The sequence below is a fragment of the Promicromonospora sp. NPDC050880 genome (assembly GCF_044456525.1).
In the GTDB taxonomy this organism is placed as follows: domain Bacteria; phylum Actinomycetota; class Actinomycetes; order Actinomycetales; family Cellulomonadaceae; genus Promicromonospora.
The window spans coordinates 131,363-156,624 of the sequence record NZ_JBITFV010000003.1 but is presented as its reverse complement, the minus strand read 5'-3'; the positions used below and the strand labels follow the sequence as shown (position 1 = coordinate 156,624).

At 73.3% G+C, this 25,262-nt stretch carries 19 protein-coding genes; 12 read left to right on the top strand and 7 right to left on the bottom strand.

The window, feature by feature from the left end; translation table 11 throughout:
* Positions 1–64 precede the first annotated feature (64 nt).
* Entirely contained in the window at positions 65–1,102 is a 1,038-nt protein-coding gene (locus tag ACIBBF_RS07420) for a sensor histidine kinase (protein WP_397412052.1), read from the bottom strand.
* Positions 1,099–1,905, bottom strand: a complete 807-nt coding sequence (locus ACIBBF_RS07415) for a response regulator (protein ID WP_397412050.1) — start codon at positions 1,903–1,905, stop codon at positions 1,099–1,101. The genes ACIBBF_RS07420 and ACIBBF_RS07415 overlap by 4 nt, the downstream gene beginning before the upstream one ends.
* Before the next feature lie 187 nt (positions 1,906–2,092).
* Here ACIBBF_RS07415 and ACIBBF_RS07410 point away from each other — a divergent pair, with 187 nt between their 5' ends.
* The 4 genes from ACIBBF_RS07410 to ACIBBF_RS07395 all read left to right on the top strand — a co-directional run bounded on the left by ACIBBF_RS07410 (position 2,093) and on the right by ACIBBF_RS07395 (position 6,260).
* Entirely contained in the window at positions 2,093–2,668 is a 576-nt protein-coding gene (locus ACIBBF_RS07410) for a SigE family RNA polymerase sigma factor (protein ID WP_397412048.1), read from the top strand.
* A complete protein-coding gene (locus ACIBBF_RS07405; RefSeq protein ID WP_397412046.1) occupies positions 2,665–3,993 on the top strand; it encodes a hypothetical protein in 1,329 nt (442 codons plus the stop codon). The genes ACIBBF_RS07410 and ACIBBF_RS07405 overlap by 4 nt, the downstream gene beginning before the upstream one ends.
* 279 nt (positions 3,994–4,272) lie before the next feature.
* Entirely contained in the window at positions 4,273–4,893 is a 621-nt protein-coding gene (locus tag ACIBBF_RS07400; RefSeq protein WP_397412683.1) for a SigE family RNA polymerase sigma factor, read from the top strand.
* Positions 4,890–6,260, top strand: coding sequence for a hypothetical protein (locus ACIBBF_RS07395; protein WP_397412044.1), 1,371 nt, complete (start codon positions 4,890–4,892; stop codon positions 6,258–6,260). The genes ACIBBF_RS07400 and ACIBBF_RS07395 overlap by 4 nt, the downstream gene beginning before the upstream one ends.
* A 121-nt stretch (positions 6,261–6,381) precedes the next feature.
* Here the strand turns inward: ACIBBF_RS07395 and ACIBBF_RS07390 are convergent, their stop codons facing one another.
* A complete protein-coding gene (locus ACIBBF_RS07390; RefSeq protein WP_397412042.1) occupies positions 6,382–7,557 on the bottom strand; it encodes an excalibur calcium-binding domain-containing protein in 1,176 nt (391 codons plus the stop codon).
* Positions 7,558–7,700: 143 nt separating this feature from the next.
* Between ACIBBF_RS07390 and ACIBBF_RS07385 the strand changes: the two genes are divergently transcribed.
* The gene (locus ACIBBF_RS07385) at positions 7,701–11,468 is read left to right on the top strand and encodes a TM0106 family RecB-like putative nuclease (RefSeq protein ID WP_397412040.1); all 3,768 of its coding nucleotides are present in this window, start codon (positions 7,701–7,703) and stop codon (positions 11,466–11,468) included.
* Positions 11,469–11,486: 18 nt separating this feature from the next.
* On the opposite strand, the gene ACIBBF_RS07380 is transcribed toward ACIBBF_RS07385, so the two are convergent.
* Both ACIBBF_RS07380 and ACIBBF_RS07375 read right to left on the bottom strand, forming a co-directional pair.
* On the bottom strand, positions 11,487–12,254 hold the full coding sequence (locus tag ACIBBF_RS07380) for a hypothetical protein (RefSeq protein ID WP_397412036.1): 768 nt from the start codon (positions 12,252–12,254) through the stop codon (positions 11,487–11,489).
* A 201-nt stretch (positions 12,255–12,455) separates the two neighbouring features.
* On the bottom strand, positions 12,456–12,659 hold the full coding sequence (locus tag ACIBBF_RS07375) for a cold-shock protein (protein WP_020017413.1): 204 nt from the start codon (positions 12,657–12,659) through the stop codon (positions 12,456–12,458).
* Between the two features lie 379 nt (positions 12,660–13,038).
* On the opposite strand from ACIBBF_RS07375, the gene ACIBBF_RS07370 reads away from it, so the two are divergent.
* The 7 genes from ACIBBF_RS07370 to ACIBBF_RS07340 all read left to right on the top strand — a co-directional run bounded on the left by ACIBBF_RS07370 (position 13,039) and on the right by ACIBBF_RS07340 (position 21,510).
* Entirely contained in the window at positions 13,039–14,322 is a 1,284-nt protein-coding gene (locus ACIBBF_RS07370; protein ID WP_397412033.1) for an ABC transporter substrate-binding protein, read from the top strand.
* Between the two features lie 369 nt (positions 14,323–14,691).
* Complete coding sequence (locus tag ACIBBF_RS07365) at positions 14,692–16,101, top strand: branched-chain amino acid ABC transporter permease (RefSeq protein WP_397412031.1); 1,410 nt, start codon at positions 14,692–14,694, stop codon at positions 16,099–16,101.
* 13 nt (positions 16,102–16,114) lie between these two features.
* Positions 16,115–17,101, top strand: a complete 987-nt coding sequence (locus tag ACIBBF_RS07360; RefSeq protein ID WP_397412029.1) for a branched-chain amino acid ABC transporter permease — start codon at positions 16,115–16,117, stop codon at positions 17,099–17,101.
* Complete coding sequence (locus tag ACIBBF_RS07355) at positions 17,091–18,131, top strand: ABC transporter ATP-binding protein (RefSeq protein ID WP_397412027.1); 1,041 nt, start codon at positions 17,091–17,093, stop codon at positions 18,129–18,131. Before ACIBBF_RS07360 ends, ACIBBF_RS07355 begins: the two co-directional genes overlap by 11 nt.
* Entirely contained in the window at positions 18,128–18,910 is a 783-nt protein-coding gene (locus ACIBBF_RS07350; protein WP_397412025.1) for an ABC transporter ATP-binding protein, read from the top strand. Before ACIBBF_RS07355 ends, ACIBBF_RS07350 begins: the two co-directional genes overlap by 4 nt.
* A gap of 91 nt (positions 18,911–19,001) precedes the next feature.
* Complete coding sequence (locus tag ACIBBF_RS07345; protein WP_397412023.1) at positions 19,002–20,141, top strand: threonine aldolase family protein; 1,140 nt, start codon at positions 19,002–19,004, stop codon at positions 20,139–20,141.
* Between the two features lie 67 nt (positions 20,142–20,208).
* Positions 20,209–21,510 (top strand): glycoside hydrolase family 3 N-terminal domain-containing protein, encoded by a 1,302-nt coding sequence (locus ACIBBF_RS07340; RefSeq protein ID WP_397412021.1) that lies wholly within the window; start codon positions 20,209–20,211, stop codon positions 21,508–21,510.
* A gap of 10 nt (positions 21,511–21,520) precedes the next feature.
* Here ACIBBF_RS07340 and ACIBBF_RS07335 read toward each other — a convergent pair whose 3' ends face one another.
* On the bottom strand, positions 21,521–23,719 hold the full coding sequence (locus tag ACIBBF_RS07335) for a S9 family peptidase (RefSeq protein ID WP_397412019.1): 2,199 nt from the start codon (positions 23,717–23,719) through the stop codon (positions 21,521–21,523).
* Between the two features lie 90 nt (positions 23,720–23,809).
* Positions 23,810–25,120 carry an endonuclease/exonuclease/phosphatase family protein gene (locus ACIBBF_RS07330; protein ID WP_397412017.1) on the bottom strand — a complete coding sequence of 437 codons (1,311 nt, stop codon included), beginning with the start codon at positions 25,118–25,120 and terminating at the stop codon, positions 23,810–23,812.
* Positions 25,121–25,262: the final 142 nt, after the last annotated feature.

The window sequence follows — 25,262 nt, the reverse complement described above, 5'->3', positions numbered from 1 at the left end:
CGGTGAGTGCCGGACGCCCGCCCTTCCTCGCATGCCGGGAGGGCGGACGTCCGGCGCTCGTCGGCTATGTGGGGAGGGCGAGGGTGAAGCGGCAGCCCGTCGGGGTGTTGGCGACCGTCGCGGTGCCCGCGTGGGCCTCGGCCACGCCGCGCACGATGGACAGGCCGAGGCCCGCCCCGCTCCCGGGCGTGTCCGCGCGATCGGGCGTGCGCGCGCCCGTGCCGCGCCACCCGGCCTCGAACACGCGGTCGAGGTCCGCCTCCGGGATGCCGCCGCACTCGTCCTCGACGGCGATCACCACCGCGTCGCCTGGTGCCCCGTCGACGGCGCGGACGTCCACCCGGGACACCGTCACGCGCACCGTGCCACCCGGGCCCGTGTGCCGGACGGCGTTCACGAGGAGGTTCTCCAGCGCACGCCCGACGTCCCGGGCGTCGAGCGCCGTGACCACGGGTTCGGCGACGTCCCAGGCGAGGACGACGCCGCCCGCGTCGGCGAGCGGCTGGGCGGCGGCCACCGCGTCAGAGGCGAGGTCGGCCACGGCCACCGGCTCCCGGTGCGGCGACGACGCCGGGGACTGGAGACGGGACAGCGCCAGGAGGTCGTCGACCATCGTGGTCATGCGCCGGTTCTCGGCGAGGATCCGGGACACGTGCTCGTCCGCCGGCCCGACGCCGTCCTCCAGCGCCTCCGCCAGCGCGCGCACCGCGGCCAGCGGCGTGCGCAGGTCGTGCGACACCCAGGCGACCAGCTCGCGGCGGCGCAGCTCGACCTCCCGGTCCCGCTCGCGCGCGGCCCGCTCGGCGGCGACGGTGGTCGTCACGGAGCGGATCCGCGCCATCACCACCAGCCCGACGGCGAGCGCCACCGGCACGGTGGCGACCAGCAGCAGGAGGACGGTCGTCGAGTCGGCGGCCGACAGGAACATCGCCCGCGCGCTGACGTAGACGCCCGTCGCCACGGACGCGACCACCACGAGCGGGGCGAGGGTCGCGGCGAGCGCGACCCGGCGCCGCGCCAGGGTGAACAGGGCGACGGCGCCCGCGGCGCCCACCACCGCGGCGACGAGGCCGGACAGGACGATGCCGGCGAGGTCGTTCACGCTCCGTCCCCTGCCGTGCTGTCACCCACCGTGCTGTCACCCACCGTGCTGTCACCCACCGTGCTGTCACCCACCGTGCGCCGGACGACCGCCCCGCTGCCGGACGGCGCCGCAGCCCCGGTGCGACCCGGTGCCGCGTCCCACCGGTAGCCCACGCCGAACACCGTCACCAGCCGTCTGGGCCGCGACGGGTCGGTCTCGACCTTCTCGCGCAGCCGCCGCACGTGCACCGTGACGGTCGAACGGTCGCCGTGCTCCCAGCCCCAGACGCCGCGCAGCAGGGCCTCGCGGTCGTACACCTCGCCCGGGTGCGCGAGGAACCAGCGCAGCAGGTCGAACTCCCGGGCGGTGAGCGGCACGTCGGCGCCCGCCCGGGTGACGCGGTGGGCCGCGGGGTCGAGCCGGAGGTCGCCGTCCTGCAGGACGCCCGCCGGGGTGGTCCCGGCGCGGCGGAGCAGCGACTGCACCCGGAGCACGAGCTCGCGGGGGCTGAAGGGCTTGACCACGTAGTCGTCGGCGCCGGTCTCCAGGCCGAGCACGCGGTCCTCCTCCTCGCCGCGGGCGGTGAGCATCAGCACCGGGAGCTCCGGGCGGGCGAGCCGCAGCCGGCGGCAGACCTCCAGGCCGTCGACGCCGGGCAGCATGAGGTCGAGCACCACGACGTCGGGCGGGTGCGCCGCGGCCGCCGCCAGCGCCGCGGGGCCGTCGGCGGCGTGCTCGGCGTCCACCCCGGCACGTTCCAGGTAGGCGACGACTACCTGGGCGACGGTGGCGTCGTCGTCGATCACGAGTGCTCGGGCCACGCCTCAGGGTACGGCCCGCCGGGCCGGCCGGGCCGGCGTGGGCCGGGACCGTCAGCGGCACGTAAGAACCCGGTGGCGGGAAGCGGAACCCCGGCGGTACCCGGCTGCGTCTATGGTGCATGACGCAGACGACGCGGCGCGCGGGGCGCCGCCTACCAGCGCCGGGGGACACCGGGCGGTGTCGCGGATGAGCGAGGTGGCGGTGGGGCGGGAGACGCAGCCGAGGAGCGGCGAGATCGCCGTCATCCGGAGCGGGGTGGACCCCGTCGCCGACTTCACGGCGTTCGCCCAGACCAGCACACCGGCCCTGTACCGGATCGCCTACCTGCTGTGCGGGGATCCGCACCGCGCGCAGGACCTGGTGCAGCTCGCGCTGGAGCGCACGTTCAAGGCGTGGGGCAAGGTGGGCGACGGCGACCCGTTCGCCTACGCCCGCCGGGTGCTGGCGACGGCCCGCATCGACACGTGGCGGCGGACCCGCCGTGAGGTGCTCACGGACGACCCGGGCAGCAACCTCGGGGAGCGCAGCACCCCGGCGTCCGACGTCGAGCTGGCCGAGCGGGACCGCCTGGTCCGCGCGCTCATGGCGCTGTCGGTCAAGCAGCGCCGCGTCGTGGTGCTGCGCTACCTCCTGGACCGGTCGGAGTCCGACACCGCCGCCGAGCTCGGGATCTCCGCGGGCACCGTCAAGTCCACGGCCTCACGCGCCCTGGCGCGCCTGCGTGCGCTGGTGGCCACCGACGGGGAAGGGAGTCGACCGTGAACGTCCACGACATCAACGCCAAGCGGGACGCGGCGATGCTCGCCGGGCTGCGTGCCGCGAGCACCACCATCGAGCCGCCGCGGTCGCTGGATCCCACGACCATGGCGGTGCGCGCGGTGCGTAACGTGCGCCGCCGGCGCGTCCTGACCGCCGTCACGGCAGGGGCCGCAGCGCTCGCGGTGCTGGGAGCGGGGATCGGGGTGGCCGGTTCCGTCCTCGCGGACCGGCAGGAGCCCGTGCCCGGCACGGACCGGACGACGGCGCAGCCGACCCCGGCGAGCGCGCCGCCGTCGCGCGGGTCGGGACAGTCTGCGAGCCCGAGCGCCGTACCGGTGCCCGAACCCACCCGGTACCTGCGGACCGGCGACGGGGAGCTGCCCGTGCTGCCGGGTGTGGAGCGCGGTGTCGTCGAGGGGGACGGTGCCACTCCGTACATCCTGGGCGGGCTCTGGTACGAGGTGCCCGCGGGCGGCTGGTACGCGGTGGGCGACGTCAACGCGGGAGGCGTCGCCGGCTTCCTCGCTCCGGAGGACCCGCGGGCGAACGGTTCGCTCGACATGAGCATCGACGACGTCGACGCGGCCCTCGAGCTACGGAACGTGACCGACGTGGCGGGCTGGACCGTGCCGGCGCGGGACTCCGGGGCCACCACCCTCGACATCGAGGGGGCGGACCTCGTCGTCATCGAACGGCACGCGCGGGAGGGCGCGGTGGCACCCGCGACCATCCGGATCCGCAGCGGGGCCGAGGGCTGGATCATCGAGACCCGGTTCCCGGCGGGCGCGGAGGGCGACACGATGCTGCGCGACTTCGTCGGCAACCTCTGGCTGGAGGAGGCGGGCGAGCCGGACTGGTACGCGCCCGCCTACGAGCACCCGACCCTCGAACCGCTGGAGCACGGCATCCCCGCCGGCTGGCAGCGGACCGAGCACAACGGCCTGACGTTCGGGGTGCCGGAGGGCTGGACGGCGGAACCGACGGAGGGCGAGTTCTCGCCGGGCGTGGAGTGGGCCGCGACGACGGCGCGCGAGGGCGTCCCTGGCGAACGCGTCTACGTCCAGGGCGGCAAGCCCGGCGGGAACTGGTGGACCCGGACCATGGCCGCGCCCGAGTCCCAGGTGATCGACGTCCCCGGGGCGGACTACGCCGAGGTGCAGCCGACGCTCTACAACGCGGCAGGGGAGCCCGAGACCTACTCGGTGAGCATCTACGTGCACCAGGCCGACCGCGGGGAGAACCTGTTCCTCGTCGCCGACTTCGACGGCAGCGAGCAGGGCTGGCGCGACCTGCACACCTTCCTGGGGACGCTGGACTTCCGCCGCTGACAAAAGAGTCGAAACTCGATGGAACCTTCGCCGTAGCCAGGCCGTGTTCCGTTCGTGACAGTCACGAGTCCGCGCGTCCTCGCGCCAGAACCCCGGGCCCAGCGGCCCGTGGTGCTGCGCGTCGTACGTGCCGACTCCAGCTCTGCGGACGACCTGGAGACCGTGACCACCGAGCAGAACACCCCAGACTCCCCATCCACCACGACACCCCCCGTCCTCTCCGGTGCCCGGTCCGCCACGGCGGATCCCGGGGCTGCTCCCGCCACCCGGCCGCTCACGGTGGTCCGAGGTGGGGCGGGCGAGGCCGATGATGACGTAACCTCGCTGCCCGTGCGGACAGATCGGCCTCGGGCCACTCACGCGCGCAGGACCGCGGCCGTCTCGAAGAACGAAGAGTTCACCGCGTTCATGCGAGAGGCCAAGGATCCCCTCCACCGGATGGCGTTCCTCCTCAGCGGTGACGCGCACCGCGCCGAGGAGCTCACCCAGCAGACGTTCGAGCGGTGCTACCGGCACTGGCACAAGGCCCGGGAGGGCGACCCGCTGGTCTACGCCCGGCGTGTGCTGGCCAACCTGCGCATCGACACCTGGCGCCGCACCCGGCGCGAGATCCTGACCGGTCCCGACGAGCTCCCGCAGGACGACGTCGTCGCCCCGCGGGCCGCCACGCGGACACCCACCCGCACGGTGGACGACCGGGACGCCGTCGTGCGTGCGCTCCTGCGGCTGCCGCTGAAGCAGCGCCGCGTCGTCGTGCTGCGCCACCTGCTGGACCTGTCGGAGTCCGAGGTCTCGACGGAGCTCGGGATCCCGCTCGGCACCGTCAAGTCCACGGCCTCGCGCGGCCTCGCCCACCTGCGCGCGATCCTCGACATCGATGCCCTGGGCGGGATCCGATGACCACGAACCACACCGACGACGACTTCGTCGCGCGGCTCCGCGACTCGGCCCACGCGGCGGTCCCCGCATCGACGCTCGACCTCGACAGCGTGCTGCGGACGAGCCGGCGCAAGCACACCGCGCGCCGTGCCGGCGTCACGGTGGCCTCCACGCTGGCGCTCGCGACGGTCGGGGCCGGTGCGGCCGGGGCGCTGCCCGGGATCCCGGGCCTGTGGAGCAGCACGCCGGTCGAGGTGTCGCCGAGCGCCGTACCGCCCTCGATCCTCGAGGAAGGTGAGGTGGACGTCGAGCCGCCGGCGCCGTCGCCCACCGACCTGCCCTCGCCGCAGCCGGAGGCCGAGCTCGCCTACCTCGCACCGGGTGTGCGCACGGTGGCCGAGCCTGCGACGTACCGCGTCGACGCCGACACCGTGGTGCTCGACCTCGGGCTGCCCGCCGGGGGCGGCGACCGCTACCTGGCCGTGGTGACGCTGGCGAAGATCGACGGGCGGCACAGCGCGACCGACCTGGAGCTCGTCGCGGGCGGGGAGACCGCCCTGCAGAACCTCCGCGAGGGCAACCTCGGCGGCACGCTGCTGTGGCGCGGCGTCACGTCCGACGCGATGGTCCTGCCCGCGGGCGGGGGTCCGGCGCTCGTGTTCGGCTTCTCCTCCGCGGCGACGGAGGGCGCGCAGCACCTGGTCTTCGACGACCCGCTGACCGATGGTGCCGCGGGCGCGCAGGGGGCGCCCGCGTCACCGGGTGCCGGGACGTCCGCGGAGGCCGGGACCGGCTCCGCCGCCCCGGCGGCGGGTTCGTCGCTCCCGGTCACGCCGTTCGACGTGCTCGGCGACGGCAGCGTGTGGATGCGCGTGCTGCAGGTGGACCGCGAGACGGCGGAGCCGCGCGGCTTCGTCTACGCGAAGGAAGGCACCTGGAGCGCCTCCTGGTGCCGGACCACGTCGCCGGAGTGCGCGGTGATCCATGACGTCACCGGGCACACGGTGACCACGCCGAAGGCTGCGGCGCCCGCGCCCATGGTCGCGGAGCTCGCCCCGATGCTGGTCGAGGACGCGGAGGCGAACGAGGTCCCCGCGATGGAGTCCTGCGTCGCGCAGCGCACGGGCACGGCCTGGACGGCGCCGCCGGAGCTCTCCGGCAAGTCGTTCTGGCGGGCGCCCGAGGGTGTCGACGCCGCCGTGTGGCGGCTGTGCCTCATCGACCTGAGCGAGGCGCTCCAGCTCGCGTCGACCGGCGAGGTGCAGCCCGACGGCGAGGTGTCGCCGAGCCCGGCGCGCCCCACCCCGACACCGTCCGAGACGCCCGAGGAGGAGGACTCCGATCCTCTGGGCCTCGGGGCACTCCTGGAGGGACTCTTCGGGGGATGAAGACTTCCCGGTCCACGTCTCGTCTGGGGAGATGGCGTGGGCCGGGAACACACGAGCGGGCCGAGGCAGAGTCTGGGGATCTGCCTCGGCCCGCTCCTTTTCGCGTGCGGTCTGCCCGGTTCTACTCGCCGTCCTCGCAGGCGATGCCGTTGCCGTTGCCGTCCAGGTGCGGCAGATACCCCGGCTGCCCCGCCGGGAGCGGTGCGGCGCCCGCGGCGCGGACCGCGTCGCAGTTCCAGTAGAAGACGGTGCCGGGGTTGTTGCCGTTCCCGTTGTTCCCGTCGTCTCCCCAGTCCTCCTCCTGCTGCTCCTGCTCTTCCTGCTGCTGTTGCTGCTCCTGCTGCTCGAGCGCCTTCTCCCGCTCCTCGAGCTTCGCCTCGCGCTCACCGAGGGCCTGCTCACGGGCCGCGACGTCGTCACGCTGCTTGTCGATCTGAGCCCGCTGCGTGTCGATCTCGGCCTGCTGCTCGTCGATCCCCGACTGCGCGGTCTGCGCGTCGGCGATGGCCTGGTTGGCGTCGGCCTGCTGGCCCGCCGTGACCACCACGCCGATGATCACGCCGAGGGCGAGACCTGCCACGGCGACGGCGACCATGAGACCGGCACCCGGGCCACGCGACCCAGGCTGCCGTCCGGACCGGCCCGGCCGGGGCCCCGGGGGCACGGCCGCGACGGGGAGGGGGCCGCGCGGGTCGTGGTGGTTCGCGTCGTCGATGCTCAGCGGGCCGGGGCCGGGGCCGGACGAGGGCGGTGGGGCCGGCGGCGTCGGCCCCTTGCCGCCGAGGTTCTTCAGGGCCGCGAGCACCCCGGTGGTGGGACCCGAGCGCGGTGCCCCGGGCGGCGGCGGGGGCGGTGCCGTGCCGGGCTGCGGGGGATACACCGGCTGCGGGCCGGAGCCCGGCCGGGGCGGACCAGGCGCAGGAGGTGCGCTGATGGGCGCCATGGTGATGGTCGACCCCAGGGCGTCGGCGGGGGCCGGTGCGGGGGATCCCGCCGCTCCGGGCGACGGGGCCGGGCCGGGTGTGCGGGGTGCGGGCGGCGCGTCGATCACCTGGATCGCGACGGTCCTCGTGTCGGCGCCGCTGTCCGGGCCGGCGCCGCTCGGAGCCGGGACCGGGGGTGCCGGGGGTGCGGGGGGCGTGGCGGCGCGGTCGGCACCGTCCGGCCGGGGAGTGTCCACCCAGTAGTTCCAGCCGGGCGGGGCCGGCGGCCACGAGGGGTCCGGAGCCCAGGCGGAGTCGGGTCGGAATCCCGGGGGCACCTGCCAACCCGGAGGCGGGTTGAAGCGCACGGGCATGGTTGCTCCTTCTGTACGGTCGGCCCCACTATCGGCCATCCGAGCGGGTCGGCGCTAGAACGGGGGTCGAACCGGACATATCTACCGCCTGTGCGCCCGACAGTAGCGTGCTCGTGTCAGTGGTCACTGGTAGACCTGGGTCCATGTTCCTCCTGGAGCGTGACGACGCAGGCACCCTGGTGCACTCGGCGAGCGATCTCGTGACCGCCGGCGAGTGCGAGTTCCGCCTGCTGCGACGGCTCGACGAGCTGCTCGGCAGGAGCCCGCGCAGACCGCGGGAGGAGGACGCGATGCTCGCCCGCACCGCGGCCCTCGGCGAGCAGCACGAGCGACGCGTCCTGGACGCGCACCTGCGCGCCCACGGCCCGGCCACGGCGGGACGGCCGGGCGGTGTGCTGGAGATCGCCCCGGCGCGGCGCATGTCCCGCGACGAGCTGACCGACGCGCACGCCCGCACGCTGGCTGCCCTGGAACAGGGGGCCGACGTCGTCTACCAGGCCTCGTTCTTCGACGGCCGGTTCCACGGCCGGGCCGACTTCCTGCTGCGGGACCCGCTCGCGGGCCGGCTCCGGTACGCCGTGCACGACTCCAAGCTCGCGCGCCGCACGAAGGTCCGCGCCCTGCTCCAGCTCGCCGCGTACGCGGACCAGCTCATGGCGGCGCGGATCGACCCGACCGACCAGGTGCACCTCGTCCTCGGCACGGGGGAGACGACGTCGCACCGGCTCGCCGACCTGCTGCCGGTCTTCCGGCGGCGGCGCGCCCGGCTGCTCGACGTCCTGGACGCCCACGTGGCCGACGACGCCCCGGTGCGCTGGGGCGACGACCGGTACCTGGCCTGCGGCCGGCTGCGCGACTGCCCGGACTGCGCGGACGCCGTGGCCCAGGAACGCGACGTGCTGCTGGTCGGCGGGGTGTACGGGGCGCAGCGGGTGCGGCTGGCAGCGGCCGGCATCTCGACGATCGACGCGCTCGCGACGGCCGAGGAGCCACCCGACGGCATGGCCGCCGCCCGCTTCGAGGGCCTGCGCGCGCAGGCTCGCCTCCAGTTCGGGCTGGACGACGGCGACGGGTCGGTGGCGCTCGACCACCTGCCCGACGGCGTGGACCCCGACGGCCCCGACGGGCGCCTCCGCTGGCAGCTCGTCGCGACCGAGGCCATCGACCGCCTGCCCCCGCCGAGCCCGGGGGACGTGTTCTTCGACTTCGAGGGCGACCCGCTGTGGGAGGCCCCGCGGCTGCCGGGCGACGACCAGGCGCCGGCCATGGGACTCGACTACCTCTTCGGCTGGGTCGAGCGGCCCGGCCCGGGCGACGGCACCCCGCCGTTCCACGGGCTCTGGGCCGACGACCTGGCGGGGGAGCGCGACGCCCTCGTCCGCTTCGTGGACTACCTCACCCGGCGCCGGGAGATGTACCCCGACCTGCACGTCTACCACTACGCCGCCTACGAGAAGACGCACCTGCTCTCGATCGCGGCCCGGCACGGGGTGTACGAGGACGAGGTGGACCAGCTGCTGCGCGACGGCGTGCTGGTGGACCTCTACGCGGTGGTGCGGTCCAGCCTGCGCATCTCGAACCGGTCCAAGTCGATCAAGAAGCTCGAACCCCTCTACATGCAGGACGATCCGGCGCGCGAGGGAGTCACGAGCGCCACCGCGTCGGTCACGGAGTACGCCGAGTACGCGGAGCTCGCGGCCGCCGGCGACGAGCGGGCAGCCGGGCTCAGGCAGCGGATCCTCGACTACAACGAGTACGACTGCCGCTCGACGCTCCGGCTGCTGGACTGGTTGCGGTGGGCGCGGGACTCGGTCGGCGGAACCTCGCCCGTCCCGCCCGTGCGCGCCTATGCGCTGCGGGACGCCGGCCCGGACGACACGGCATCCGCCTCCGGTGCGCACGCCGAGCCGGACGCCGCCGCGTCCGAGCGGGCGGCGGCCCGCCGGGAGACCCGCGAACGCCGGCTGGCGCTGGGGGCGGAGATCGCCGCCCGGGTGGGGGAGAACCGCGGGGTGCGGTCGCTCGAGGTGCAGGCTCTCGCCCTGCTCGGCGCGGCCGTCGGCTACTACCAGCGGGAGGAGAAGCCGTTCTGGCAGGAGCACTACGCTCGGCTGGAGCTCCCGCTGGACGAGTGGCCCGGCCGCAGGTCGACGTTCCACGTGGAACGTTCGACCGTGCTCCGGGACTGGGACGTCATGGGCCGCGACCGGCTGGCGTCGCGGGAGGTCGAGCTGGTGGGGCGCATGCTCGACGGTTCCCGCGTCGACGGATCCGACCTCGGTGCGGGCGACGGGGTGCACGTGCTCTACGACCAGCCGGTGCCGCCGGTCGCCCTGCCGCGGGGGGCACAGGAGCTGACGGCGCGGGCCGTCCGGGGTGAGCACTCCGGTGGGGTGATCCTGGAGATCCGCGAGTGCGTGGACGACGACCTGCCGCGCGGCTACGACGTGGTGGTGCTGCGGGAGCGCCTCTCTGGTGGTGCGGAACCGCACGACCAGCCCCCCGTCGCGCTCGCACCGCAGCCGGGGCCCGCGCACGACGCGCAGGAACAGGCGGTCGAGGACGCCGCTCGCACGGCCCTCGCGGCGTGGGACGCCGACCGGACCCTGCCCGACGGCGCGGCCGTCGACCTGCTCAGCCGCCGCCCGCCCCGCATGGCCGACGGCGGCGGTCTGCCCGACCTCGGGCCGGGGGACGGACCCGCCGTGGAGGCCGCGGTGCTCGCCGCCGTCGAGCGCCTCGACCGGTCCTACCTGGCGGTGCAGGGTCCGCCCGGTACCGGCAAGACCCATGTCGGCTCGCACGTCGTGGCGAAGCTGGTGGGCGCGGGGTGGCGGGTGGGGGTCGTCGCCCAGTCGCACGCCGCCGTCGAGAACATGCTGCGCGCGGTGGTCCACAAGGCGGGGGTGCCCGCCGACCAGGTGGCGAAGAAACAGCGGGCCAAGGGCGCGGAGAGCGATGCCGCCCAGGCCTGGCAGGAGGTCAACGGCGAGAAGCTGGCGGAGTTCGCCGCCAACAGCTCCGGCGGCTGCGTGGTGGGCGGTACCGCCTGGGACTTCGCGCACGGGCGCTGGCCCGCCGAAGGGCTCGACCTGCTGGTCGTGGACGAGGCGGGACAGTTCTCGCTGGCCGACACCATCGCCGTCGGGCGGGCCGCGCAGCGCCTGCTGCTGCTGGGCGACCCGCAGCAGCTGCCGCAGGTGAGCCAGGGGCGCCATCCCGAGCCGGTCGACGAGTCGGCCCTCGCCTGGCTCGCCGCCGGCAGCTCCGTGCTGCCCGACGGGCTCGGGTACCTGCTGCCCGAGTCCTGGCGGATGCACCCCGAGGTCTGCACCGCCGTGTCGCAGCTCGCCTACGCCGGCCGGCTCGCCGCCCATCCCGTCGCCACCACCCGGTCGCTGGCCGGGGTGGCGCCCGGCGTGGTGCACGTGCCGGTGGCTCACGAGGGGCGCTCGACGTCCTCCCCCGCGGAGGCGGAGGAGGTGGTGCGTCAGGTCCAGGAGGTGCTGGGGCGCGCGTGGGTCGCGGGCACCGGGTGCGAGCCCCGGCCGCTCGGCCAGGACGACGTCGTGGTGGTCGCCGCGTACAACGCGCAGGTCCACCTGGTGCGCCAGGCCCTGCGTGCGGCGGGGCTCGGCGGGGTGCCCGTGGGCACCGTCGACATGTTCCAGGGCCGGGAGGCCGTGGTGGCCATTCTGACGCTGGCCGCCTCGGCGCCCGAGAACGTCTCCCGGGGGATGGGCTTCCTGCTGTCCCGCAACCGGATCAACGTGGCGGTGTCCCGGGCGCAGTGGCGAGCCGTGGTGATCTCGTCACCACGGCTCACCGACTACCTGCCGGGCGACCTGGAGGCGGACGGTGTCCGACGCCTCCTGGAGCTGGGCGGGTTCCTCCGCCTCATCGGCGGCTGAGCAGCCCGGGGGACGGCGTCAGAACTCGCCGCCGCCGAAGTCGCCCCCACCGAAGTCCCCGCCGCCGAAGTCTCCGCCGCCGCCGAACATGTCACCGAAGAACCCGCCGCCCGCGTCCCCGCCGGCGTCGGCGCCCGCGTCGGCCCCGGAGGCCTCGACCGGCTCGGCGCCGGCCTCAGCACCCGGGTCGCCGCCCTCGGCACCGGCCTCCTCGGCGCCTCCGGCCTCGCCGCCCTCCTCGCCACCGGCGAAGTCCTGGGACGGGTCGCCGAACGAGCTGCCGAACATCATGTCGGCCACCGCCGAGCCGATGACCATGCCGCCGATCGTGCCGAGCATGCTCGCACCGAGCATGGAGCCGAAGCCGGGGCCCCGGCTCTGACCGAAGTTCCGCTCCAGCGTCCCGGGGTTGCGCATCTCCGCGCGGGTGGCCATCCGGGCCAGGTCGCGCGGGTCGTCCGACGTCGCGCGCTCGCTCGGCGGCACGCTCTCGCTGAGCTGGGCCAGCACCTGGCTGCGCTGCTCGGGCGTGAGCTGCGCGAACGCCTCGGCGTGCGCCTCCTCGACCCGGTCCGGCGGCGCCGTCTTGAGCAGGTAGCGGTAGCGCTCGATCGCCACCTCGTCCTCGCTGCGGCCGGTGCTCGCGGCGGAGCCGTAGGCCGGTGCGGTGCCGTACGCAGGGGCCGGCGTCTGCCGGTACTGCTGCTGCGGCGTGCCGCCGCCCTGGTACATACCGGGAATCTGGTCGCGCGGCTCGCGGCCGAGCAGTCGGTCGAGGAAGCCCATGATCTCGTCCTTCGTAGGTGGCTCGTGGGAGACGGTCCACGAGAGGAACGCCCGGCCCCGTCCCGGGGTTCCAGGGCGTCGTGGGAACCGGAGAGAGCACGAAGGCCCGGCCACCTCGAAAGGCGACCGGGCCGACGTCGTGCGACCGGTGCCGGGCTCCGGGAGGAGCTCAGCGCGCGGGCCGCGAAGACTCTGTGGGAATCAGAGCGGGCGGATGTTCTCCGCCTGCAGGCCCTTGGGGCCCTGCTTCACGTCGAACTCGACGCGCTGGTTCTCCTCGAGCGAGCGGTAGCCGCTCGACTGGATGGCGCTGAAGTGGGCGAACACGTCCTGCCCACCGTCCTCGGGCGCAATGAACCCGAAGCCCTTCTCGGCGTTGAACCACTTGACGGTTCCGAATGCCATGTACTGCTCCTTGCAAGATGCGACGACCCCGACCGTCGGGATCGCTGTAATCACGGTGTCGTCGTCATCTCTTGAAGAAGAACGATCGAGGCACTGCAACGGCGACAACTCTACCCGCCGGGGGCGCAACTCGCCCGCGTCGGGCGCTCGGGCATTCGCTGAACGCATTCGAGGACTGTGATTGTGCCGATCACGACCCGATTCACGCCCGATTTCATCCGGATTCATGGGCGCTGCATGCCCGGGTAACATCCTCGTAACGATCGGGGGTGTGTGACGAACTAGTCACACCAACGTCACACAAGGTGGCTACGTTCATCGCCACGACGAGGCAAGTCGCCACGTCAGGTTCACTCCCGCTCGAAGGGGACCAGCAGAAATGATTCGACGCTCCACGGCGGCTCGCGGACTCGCGGTCGCGGCAGTCCTCAGCGTGGGCCTCGCGGCCTGCGCCACCACGTCCGACGGCGGAGAGGGCGAGGGCTCGGGCTCGTCCGACCCGCTGAAGATCGGCACCCTGCTCCCGCTCACCGGCAACCTGGCCTACCTGGGCCCGCCCGAGGTCGCGGGTGTCGGCCTGGCTGTCGCCGACATCAACGAGGCCGGTGGCGTGCTCGGCAACGACGTCGAGATCGCCAGCGCCGACTCGGGTGACGGCGACAACCTCGCCGTCTCCACCAACTCGGTCACCGACCTGCTGGGCCAGGACGTCAGCGCCATCATCGGTGCCGCGTCCTCGACCGTGACCCTGAACGTCGTGGACTCGGTCACCGAGGCCGGCGTGCTCCAGGTGTCGCCCGCCAACACCTCGACCACCCTGTCGGGGTACTCGCCGCTGTTCGCGCGCACCGCCCCGCCGGACACCGTGCAGGGTCAGGCGCTCGGTTCGCTCATGCTCGAGGACGGCCACCAGAAGGTCGCCTTCCTGACGATGCAGGACGACTACGCCACCGGTCTGCGCGACAACGTGCAGAAGGCGGTCGAGGCCGGCGGCGGCGAGGTCGTCTACGGCGGCACCGGCGACGGCACCGAGTTCGCGCAGGCGGAGACCAACTTCGCCAACGTCGTCTCCGACGCGCTGGCGGCCAAGCCGGACGCGATCGCGATCTTCGCCTTCGAGGAGACCAAGGCGGCCATCGCCGAGCTGGTCACCCAGAAGTGGGAGTTCGCCGGCAACACCTACCTGTGCGACGGCAACACCGCCGACTACTCCAAGGACTTCGACCCGGGCACGCTCGAGGGCGTCAAGGGCACCATCCCCGGCGCCGACGCCCCGGAGGACTTCAAGGAGCGTCTGAACGAGTGGTACCAGGAGGACGCCGGCGAGGAGCTGTCCGACTACGCCTACGCCCCTGAGTCCTACGACGCCGCCATCCTGGTCGCGCTCGCCGCCGTCCGCGGCGAGGGCACCGACGGCCAGACCCTCGCGGACAACATCCGCGCGGTCTCCGGCTCGGAGGAGGGTGCCACCGAGGTCTCCACGTTCGAGGAGGGCGTCGAGGCGCTCGAGGCGGGCGACGAGATCAGCTACACGGGCGTCGCCGGCATCGGCCCGCTCAACGAGGACAACGACCCGTCGTCCGCGTTCATCGGTGTCTACGAGTACGACGACACCAACAAGAACATCTGGACCAAGGTCGTCGAGGGCTCCGTCCAGGGCTGATCGACAGCTCGCTGAGCACCGCACCGCGACCAGGCCCGGTCACCCCTTCGGGTGGCCGGGCCTGATCGTTGCCGAACTGCGATCAAGAGCGGGTGCGAACCGGACAACGCGCCTCTTGCCAGCCGTCGGACACCCGTGGGGCAGCGGGTCCGCAACGACGCGGATCGTTTCGATCGCCCCCTATACAGCCGCCGAAACCGTGTGTCACACGGCACGTGTAATCCACGACACACGGTGCGGCTACACTCTCGGCACGCTGATGCCATCAGTTTGATGCAGGCCTGGTTAAGCAGGGCTAAATCTTCGTGGCGTCGTGCGGCACCGAGACCTCGGGGCACCACCCACCAGAACCGACGGAGGACCCGGCAGATGACAGCCGACCGACCGAACCTCGCGACGGCCGCGCGCAGGGTCGTGGCCACGCTCGCGGCAGCGGCCTTCCCGGCCCTGCTCGCCGCGGCGCCCGCCATGGCAGCCACGGCGCCCGTCGCGACAGACTGCACATCCGACAGCACCACTGCCTGCGTCGCGGCCGTCGTGATGGACGAGGAGCGCAACTTCGTCCCCGACGTCACCGTCACGATCACGGGCGACGACTTCGAGGCCGAGGTCGCCACGACCGCGGACGGCCCCGTGTCCGTGGAGGTGCCGACCGTCGGGATCTACACGATCGCGCTCGACGAGGCGTCGCTGCCCGACGGGCTGTTCCCTGACCCGCCCCAGGTCGAGGTGACGGCGCAGACGGGCTCCACGGCGCGTGGCGCGATCACGCTCGGCGACCAGCCCGTCGACGCGTCGCCGTCGGCCGAGCCGGGCGAGAGCGCGGGCGGCGGTGCCGAGACGCCTGCCGCGGGCGAGGCGGGATCCGAGGAGGCGACCTCCGGCGGCTTCTCCCTGGCGAACGCCTGGCAGAAGTTCGGGCTCGGCATCCGCCTCGGTCTGCTGCTCGCCCTCGCCTCCGTGGGGATCAGCCTGATCTACGGAACCACCGGTCTGTCGACCTTCGCGCACGGCGAGCAGTTCACGCTCGGCGCGGTGTTCGCCTTCATCGGGATCAACATGTGGGGCCTGTCCTTCTGGCCCGCGGCGATCCTCGCGGTCGTCATCTGCACCGCCACCGGGTTCCTGCAGGACGTCGTCCTGTGGAAGCCGCTGCGCCAACGCGGCACGCCGCTGACACAGCTGATGATCATCACCATCGGTCTCTCGCTGACCCTCCAGTACACGATCCAGCTCATGATCGGCAACGGGTCCGAGCGCATCCTCAGCACCAACCCGACGTCGATGACGATCGCCGGCATCACGCTCTCGACGTGGTCCTGGGCCTCGATGGGCGTGGCCGTCATCGCCATCCTGTTCATCGGCTGGTTCCTGACCCGCACCCGCATCGGCCGGGCCACGCGCGCCGTGTCGGACAACCCGGCCCTGGCCTCGGCCACCGGCATCAACCCGGACAAGATCATCCGCATCGTCTGGACCATGTCCACCGGCTTCGCCGGCCTGGCCGGACTGATGTACGGCCTGTCCGTGGGCACCTTCGGCTGGAACACCGGCATGCAGATGCTGCTGCTGATGTTCGCGGCCGTGACCCTGGGTGGCCTCGGCACGGCGTACGGCGCACTGGCCGGCTCGATGGTCATCGGCATCGTCGTCGAGATGTCGCCGCTCATCCCCGGCATGCCGAACGACCTCCGCTATGCCACGGCGCTCGCGATCCTGATCCTCGTCCTGCTGCTGCGGCCCCAGGGCCTGCTCGGCCGGCGCGAGCGGATCGGCTGAAAGGACAACCACCATGGAAGAACTGAGCCGAATCCTCACGCAAGCGGCCGGCGAGCTGATCGCGCCGACCACCGCTGCCTACGTCCTGGCCGCCATCGGCCTCAACCTGCACTTCGGGTACACGGGCCTGCTCAACATGGGCCAGGCCGGCTTCATGCTGCTCGGTGCCTACGGCTTCGCGATCACGACGATCGCGGGGGCGCCCTTCTGGCTGGCCCTCCTCGTCGCGCTGGTCGCGAGCATCCTGTTCGCCCTGATCCTGGGTATGCCCACGCTGAAGCTGCGGGGTGACTACCTGGCGATCGTCACCATCGCGGCCGCCGAGATCGTGCGCATGCTCGGTCGCTCCAGCGGCCTCGCCGAGTGGACGGGCGGTCAGGCGGGGCTGCGCGGCAACGAGTTCAAGGACACGTTCGCCGCACTGTCGCCCCTCCCGGACGGGCGTACCACCATCGGCCCGTTCGAGTACCTCAACAACGGGTCGGACTCCTGGTGGGTGCGGATCGTCGGGTGGTCGCTGGTCGCGCTCGCCCTCCTGTTCGTCTGGCTGCTCACCCGCAGCCCGTGGGGCCGCCTCCTCAAGGGCGTCCGCGAGGACGAGGACGCCGTGCGCGCCCTCGGCAAGAACGTCTACGCCGTCAAGATGCAGGCCCTGATCCTGGGCGGTGTGCTCGGTTCGCTGGGCGGCATCGTGTACGTGCTGCCCCGCGCCGTGCAGCCCGACGGCATGGCCCGGTCGATGACGTTCTTCGTCTGGACCGTGCTGCTGCTCGGTGGTGCAGCCACCCTGTTCGGGCCCGTGCTCGGCGCGATGATCTTCTGGGCGGTCTTCATGCTGCTGCGTGCCGGCATGCGTGAGGGGCTGGCCGGGACGCTCGCCCCGGACCAGGTGGAGAACATCGGTGGTCTGGTCGTGGGTCTCACCCTGATGCTGCTGGTGATCTTCCGTCCGCAAGGGATATTGGGGAACAAGAAGGAGCTCGCCTTCGATGTCCGTTGAGATGCCCCGAGAGACACCGCCCGAGACGGCGGCCGAGACGCCCCCTGAGACGACGGAGGTCGACGTGACCGAGGTGACCGAGCCCGAGAGCACCGTGGAGGCGCTGGACGCCGTCGAGCGCAGCGACTCCGCGGCGGCCAAGGCCGCGGAGCACGTGCTGGCCGCCGTCGAGCCGACGGTGGGCGTGAGCAAGCCGGACGCGATCCTGGTCGCCGACGGCGTGCAGCGCCGGTTCGGCGGCATGACCGCCGTCGACGTCGAGCACCTGGAGGTCCAGCGCGGCGTGATCACCGCGCTGATCGGCCCCAACGGTGCGGGCAAGACGACGTTCTTCAACCTGCTCACGGGGTTCGACAAGCCCAACCAGGGCTCGTGGTCCTTCGAGGGGAAGTCCCTGGCCGGGATCAGCGCGGCGAAGGTCGCGCGCAACGGCATGGTGCGCACGTTCCAGCTCACCAAGGCGCTGTCCCGCCTCACGGTGCTGCAGAACATGCAGCTCGCCGCGATGGACAACCCCGGCGAGAACCTGTTCGCCTCCCTGGTCAAGCCGCTGTGGTCCGGCACGGAGAAGAAGAACGCCGAGAAGGCGCTCGAGATCCTGTCGCGGTTCAAGCTCGACACCAAGAAGGACGACTTCGCGGGCTCGCTGTCCGGCGGCCAGCGCAAGCTGCTGGAGATGGCCCGGGCCCTCATGACGGACCCGACCATGATCATGCTCGACGAGCCGATGGCCGGCGTGAACCCGGCCCTGGTGCAGTCCCTGCTGGGCCACATCCAGGCGCTGCGCGACGACGGGATGACCGTGCTGTTCGTCGAGCACGACATGCACGCCGTGCGGCACATCTCGGACTGGGTGGTGGTGATGGCCGAGGGCCGCATCGTCGCCGAGGGTCCGCCCGCCGCCGTCATGCAGGACCAGGCGGTGGTGGACGCCTACCTGGGTGCCCACCACGACACCGACCTCGGGGACGACTCGCTGCTCGACCCCGCGGTGCTGGCCCGGCTCGAGGCCGAGGAGGAGAAGCGATGACCGAGACAGCCGCGCCCGCCGCCGCACCCACCGCCGAGAAGCGGGAGGTCCTGCTCAAGGCGACCGACATCGTGGCCGGGTACCTGCCCGGCGTGAACATCTTGAACGGGTGCAACCTCGAGGTCGCCAAGGGCGAGCTCGTCGGCATCATCGGCCCGAACGGCGCCGGCAAGTCGACCCTGCTGAAGTCCCTGTTCGGCCTGGTCACCGTGCGTTCCGGCACCGTGACGCTGGGTGGCGTGGACATCACGAACCAGAAGGCGAACACCCTGGTGTCCCAGGGCGTCGGGTTCGTGCCGCAGAACAACAACGTGTTCCCCTCGCTCACGGTCGAGGAGAACCTGCGCATGGGCGTGTACCTGCGGCCGCAGATGTTCGCCGAGCGGTTCGAGTTCATCACCGACCTGTTCCCGACGCTGGGCGAGCGACGTGCCCAGCGCGCGGGCGCCATGTCCGGCGGTGAGCGCCAGATGGTCGCCATGGCGCGTGCGCTCATGATGAACCCGTCGGTGCTGCTGCTCGACGAGCCGTCGGCCGGCCTGTCGCCCGTGCGGCAGGACGAGACGTTCCTGCGGACCCGCATGATCAACAAGGCGGGCGTGTCGGTGGTCATGGTGGAGCAGAACGCCCGGCGCTGCCTGCAGATCTGCGACCGCGGGTACGTGCTCGACCAGGGCAAGGACGCGCACACCGGGACCGGCCGGGAGCTCCAGGCCGACCCCAAGGTGATCTCCCTGTACCTGGGCACCCTCGCGGAGGACGTCGACAAGGCCCCCTGACGGACCACTCCTGACGGATCAAGTCAGACCCTCAGGTCACCCCGGTGACCTGAGGGTCTGACGCGTCTACGGGGCGGGGGAGAATCGGAGCGTGCTCAACCTTGCGTCCGACAACTACGCACCCGTCCACCCCGAGGTCATGGCCGCGGTCGGCGCGGCGAACCACGGCGCCGCCGTCTCGTACGGCGACGACCCCGTGTCCGCGCGCCTCCAGGAGCGTGCCGCCGAGGTGTTCGGCGACCGCGCCCGCATCTTCCCCGTGCTGAACGGCACCGGGGCCAACGTCGTCAGCCTCATGGCCGTCACCCCGCGCTGGGGCGGGGTCGTCACGAGCGACGCCGCGCACGTGCACACCGACGAGAACGGCGCCCCGGAGCGGGTGGGCGGCCTCAAGCTGCTCACGGTGCCCAGCACGCACGGCCGGATCGGACCCGAGGCCGTGGACCGCTGGGTCGGCGACCTCGGCGACGTGCACCGCGCCCAGCCTGCCGTGCTCAGCCTCACCCAGGCCACGGAGCTCGGCACGGTCTACCCGGTGGCCGACCTCAAGCTGCTGGCCGACGCTGCCCACGCCGCGGGCCTGCGCGTGCACATGGACGGGTCGCGCCTCGCGAACGCCGCGGCCACGCTCGGTGTCGGCCTGCGGGAGATCACCACCGACGTCGGCGTGGACATCCTGTCCCTCGGCGCGGCGAAGAACGGGGGCATGCTCGGCGAGGCGGTGGTGGTGCTGGCGGACGACGACGGCCCCACCGGGCCGGCCGCCGCCGTCCCGTACCTGCGCAAGGCCACGATGCAGCTCGCGTCGAAGACCCGGTTCCTGTCCGCGCAGCTCCTGGCGCTGCTCGGCGAGCCCGGTACGCCGGCGTCGGGCAGCGGGGACGGTGCGCCGCTCTGGCTGCGCAACGCCGAGCGGTCCAACGCGATGGCCGCGCGCCTGCGCGCAGGCATCGAGGCGGCGGGGCTGACGGCGGACGGCGGCGTCCACGGCGGGAGCGGTGACCGGCCCGACGCGGCGGGCTCCGTACGGATCTCCCGGCCCACCGAGGCGAACGTCGTGTTCGCGACGCTGCCGCGCGCCGCGGCCGACCGGGTGCGGGCCCACGCGCGGTTCTACGACTGGTCGCCGGGGGAGTCCGCCGACCGCGTCGAGGTGCGCTGGATGTGCGCGTGGGACACCACGGAGGAGGACGTCGACGGATTCGTGCGGGCGCTCGCCGAGGCCCTCTGACCTCGGCACCGCCACCGACGTGGGTCGGATTGCCCCTGCGGACCCCGGTGGGGTGACACTGGGGTTCATGACTCGACTTCGCCCGCTCGGCCTCGCGGCCGCAGCGGCTCTCGCCGTCGTGACGCTGGCTGCCGGCTGCGCCGGTCCGTCGACCGATCCCGACCCGACGGCGCTGCCCGGACCCGCCCAGTCGAGCGGTCAGTCGACCGGCCGGCCGGGCGGGACGTCGCCGTCGCCGTCGCCGTCCGCCACGCCGTCGCCGTCCGCCACGTCCGCGACGCCGTCCGCGACGCCCACGCCCACCGTGGGTCCCACGAACCTGCCCCCGACGGAGCAGCCCGCTCCGGGAGGGCCGGACCTGTCGCTCGTGGCCGGCTGGAGCGTGGAGGAGAAGGTCGGTCAGGTGGTCATGGTCGGCCTGCCCGTGGCGGGTCCCTTCCAGCCGACGTTCGACATGGTCCGGGACGACCACATCGGCGGCGTCTTCCTGCACGGCCGCACCAAGGCGGGGCGCCAGCCGGTGAAGAACCTGGTGGACGCCGCCGTCGACGCCGCCGCCGGGGAGCGGGAGCCGCTGTTCGTGGCGACCGACCAGGAGGGCGGCGCCGTCCAGGTGCTGCGCGGCACGGGGTTCAGCGACATCCCGAGCGCCGTCGACCAGGCGACGCTGGACCCCGCCGACCTGCGCGCCCGGTCCAGGGTCTGGGGTCAGGAGCTCGCCGCGGCGGGCGTCAACCTCAACCTGGCGCCCGTGCTGGACCTCGTGCCGCAGGACTCCGCGCAGAGCAACCCGCCGATCGGCGTCTTCGGCCGCAACTACGGGTACACGGCCGAGTCCGTGATCGTGCACGGCAACGCGTTCGCGCAGGGGCAGCGGGACGCGGGCGTGCAGACCTCGATCAAGCACTTCCCGGGTCTGGGCCGGGTCACCGCCAACACGGACACCACGGCCGGCGTGACCGACACGGTGACCGGACCCGACGCGCCCTCGGTGGACGTGTTCGACGCGGGCATCGCGGCGGGGTCCGGGCTGGTCATGATGTCGTCGGCCGTCTACACGCGCATCGACCCCGACGCGCCCGCCGTGTTCAGCCCGGCGGCGGTCGGCCTGGTGCGCGACCTGGGCTTCGACGGCGTGATCATCACCGACGACCTGTCCGCGGCCGTGCAGGTCACCGGCGTGCCCGCGGGCGAGCGTGCGGTGCGCGCCGTCGACGCGGGCGTGGACCTGGTGCTCGCGTCGGCCAAGCCGTCGGTCGCACCGGCCATGGTGGACGCGCTGGTCGCCCGGGCGGACGCCGATCCCGCGTTCGCCGCGAAGATCGACGCCGCTGCGGCCCGGGTGGTCGCGGCGAAGTCCGGGCTCTGACGGGCCGGGATCAGCGGTCCGCGAGCCCCAGCACGTCCAGCACCCACGCGTGCTCGAAGGCGATCTGCTCCCACGCCGAGTAGCGCCCCGAGACGCCGCCGTGCCCGGCCGACATCTCGATCTTCAGCATCGCGGGCGCCCCGGCGGCCTGGAGCCGGGCCACCCACTTGGCGGGCTCGACGTACAGCACGCGGGTGTCGTTGAAGCTGGTCGTGGCGAGGATCCGCGGGTAGTGCGTGGCGTCGTCCGCCACGTTCTCGTACGGGGTGTACGAGCGCATGTACGCGTACACCTCGGGGTCGTTCAGGGGGTCGCCCCACTCGTCCCGCTCGGTGACCGTGAGCGGCAGGGTCGGGTCGAGCATGGAGGTCAGGGCGTCCACGAACGGGACGCCGGCCAGCACCCCCGCGAACAGCTCGGGCGCCAGGTTGACGGCGGCGCCGACGAGCAGGCCGCCGGCGCTGCCGCCGTCCGCCACGAGGCGGTCCGGCGTGGTCCAGCCGGTGTCGACGAGGTGCCGCCCGGAGGCCACGAAGTCGGTGAAGGTGTTGCGCTTGGCGCCGAGCTTCCCGTCGTCGTACCAGGCGCGGCCCATCTCGCCACCGCCCCGCACGTGCGCGACGGCGAACACGATGCCGCGGTCCAGCAGGCTCAGCCGGGGCACGGAGAAGTACGGGTCGATCGAGTACTCGTAGGCGCCGTACCCGTACAGGAGCAGGGGTGCGGGGTCGGCGGGCGCGTCACCGGCGTCGGTGAACCGGACCTTGTCCTTGCGCCAGACCAGCGAGACCGGCACCCGCGTGCCGTCCTCGGCCACGGCCCACTCCCGGCGCTGGTCGTAGTCGTCCGGGTCGTAGCCGCCGAGCACGGGCTGCTGCTTGAGCAGGGTGCGCTCGCCGGACGCGACGTCGTACAGGTAGAGGGACTGCGGCGTCACGAACGACGTGTAGCCGACCTTGAGGTTCGGCTGCTCCCAGACGCCCACGCCCGCGCCGACCGACTCCAGCGGCTGGCCGAACGAGATCTCCTGGAAGTCCCAGGTCACCGGCTCCTGCGCGGGGAGCTGCAGCACCGCCGACCGCGAGATCGCGGCGCGGCGGGAGTAGAGCACCAGGTAGCGCTCGCTCGCGCTCACGCCGTCCAGGCGCACCGCCGGGTCGTGCGGCACGACGACGGTGGCCGCCTCCGGGGCGATCGGTGCGCCCGGCGCGGGAACCGGGGAGCTGACCAGCTCGAAGTTCAGGGCGTCGTGGTTGTGCAGGATCAGGAGCGTGTCGCGCGGCCCGTCCGCGGACGGCAGCACCGCGTGCTCCACCGTGTACTCCACGCCCTCGCGGCGGGGCCACACGACCCGGAACTCGCCGGTGGGGTCGTCCGCCTCCAGCAGCCACGACTCGCTCGTCACCTTCGAGCCGAGCTCGATCTGCAGGTAAGTGCGGGACCGGGACAGGCCGACGCCCACCCAGTAGCGCTCGTCGGGCTCCTCGAAGACGACCACGTCGTCGGACCCGGGGGTGCCGAGCCGGTGCCGCCACACCCGCCAGGGGCGCCAGGCCTCGTCGACGGTGAGGTAGAAGACGTGCTCGCCGTCCGGCGCGAACAGGGCGCCGGGGGCGGTGTCCCGCACCTCGTCCGGCAGGTCCTGCCCCGTGGCGAGGTCGCGGACCCGCAGCGTGTAGCGCTCGTCGCCCGCCGTGTCGGTGGCGTAGAGCAGGCGGGTCCCGTCCTCGGACACGTCGAGCGAACCCAGCGCGAAGAAGTCGTGCCCCTCCGCCTCCGCGTTCTGGTCGAGCAGCACCTGCTCGCCCGGCACGGGCACCCCCGGCTCGAGCACGCGCGGCGTCCAGTCGTCCGGCCCGGCGGCGGGGTAGCGCGCGTGGATCGCGTACTGCTGACCCTCGACGGTGCGCGCGTAGTACCACCAGTCGCCGTCGCGCGACGGCACGGAGAGGTCGGTCTCCAGCGTGCGGCCCTTGATCTCGTCGAACAGGGTCTGCCGCAGGGGTGCCAGTTGCTCCTGCCGCTCCAGGGTCCAGGCGTTCTGCGCCTCCAGGTGCGCGACGACCTCGGGGTCCTCCTTGGCACGGAGCCACTCGTAGTCGTCGACGAAGGTGTCGCCGTGGAAGGTGCGCTGGTGGGGGCGGCGCGGCGTGGCGGGCGGCGCGTCGGCGGAGGACTCGGTCCCGAAGGATGTCAGTGCGTCAGACACCGCGTCAGCCTATCCGCGCTCTCTGACGCCGGGCGCGGGAGCCCGCCTGCCGGGCAGGCCCGGACGGCGCGACCCCCGCGCCCGGTGGCGTCAGAGCGTGACGTCCGTCCAGGTCAGGCGGTGGTCGCTGCTCGGGAACGGGTAGACGCCCGTGAGCCGGGACAGGGGGTCGGCGGCGGCCGGCCAGAAGACGCCCGCGCCCCGGACCCGCAGGTCGCGCGAGGGCAGCACGTAGTCGACGCGGAGGTTGCCCGGCGTCGTGTCCGCGAAGTCGGCGGTATCGAGCGCCGGGTCGCCGAGGTGGGTCAGGTTGGCGCCCGCCTGGAGCGCCGCGGCCTCCGGCCCGCCCGCCGACGTGGCCTGCGGGTCGGTGATCCGTGGGTGGTCCAGGAGCTGGTCGATGGCCGCGTCCACGGAGTCGCCGTCCACGGGGTCGGCGTTGTAGTCGCCCACGATCACGAAGGAGGACCCGGGGCGCAGACCGCCGCGGCGGCCCTCGTCGTCGTACTGGTACCGGGCGCTGCGACCGCCGCGCACGTAGTCGGCCCAGAACCGGATCTCGTCGTGGTTGCGCAGGCCGTTGCGGTCCTCCGCCCCGTCGAACGACGGCGGGGTCGGGTGCGCCGCCAGCACGTGCACCGTCTCGCGGCCCACGCGCACGGGGACGTCCCAGTGGGACTTGCTCGACAGCGGCAGCACGGCCAGCTCCTCGGCGGAGTACCAGTCGGCCGGGGCAGGGGTGGCCGGGTCGTCCGGGAGGAGCGCGCCGGGCATGTCTGCCCACCGGAAGTCCTGGAAGGTGCGGACCTGGTCGTGCCGGATCGGGTACTTCGACAGCACGAGCATGCCGTACTGCCCCGGGAACAGGCCGAAGCCGAGCGCGTCGTCGCCTCCGCCGACGGTCCCGTCGTTGTTCAGGTCGAACCCGCTGGGGATCCCCGTGTTCGACGGCGCCACGAACGCGTAGGGGTACTCCACCGGCTCGCCGGTGCCCTGCGGCACCTCCAGGTAGTTCTCGCGGAACAGGTCCGCGGCGGCGTACGGGTCGGCGTCGCCGGAGTAGTCGAACTCGTTGAGCAGCACGACGTCGGGGTCCGCGTGCTGGATCACCTCGGCGACCGTCGCGGCCTGCGCGTCGTCGCCCGTGGACAGGTCGGCGACGAGCTCGCCCTGCGTGGCCCGGTTGAGCGACAGGTTGTAGGTGGCCGCGCGCAGCGTCCGGTGGCCGTGGCCGGCATGGCCCCGGTCCGTGGTCGCGCCGGCTGCCGCCGGGATGTCGCGCTGGCTCGCCGACGCCGGGGCCGCGGTCGCCGCGGTCGCCGCCGGGACGAGGACGGCGCCGGCCAGCAGGGCCGCTGCGGCGGCGGCGCCGGTCAGGCGCCCGGGGGTACTGGCTCGCATGACTGCTCCTTCTTCGGGGTGTCGTGCTTCGGGGGCTTGCTCGGGCACCACCCGGGTGCCCGCGAGCCACGGTAGGTCGCCGTCGTCCCGCCGGGGTGAACACCGCGTGAACACCGCTGTGCCGGGGTACCGGGACCTGCCG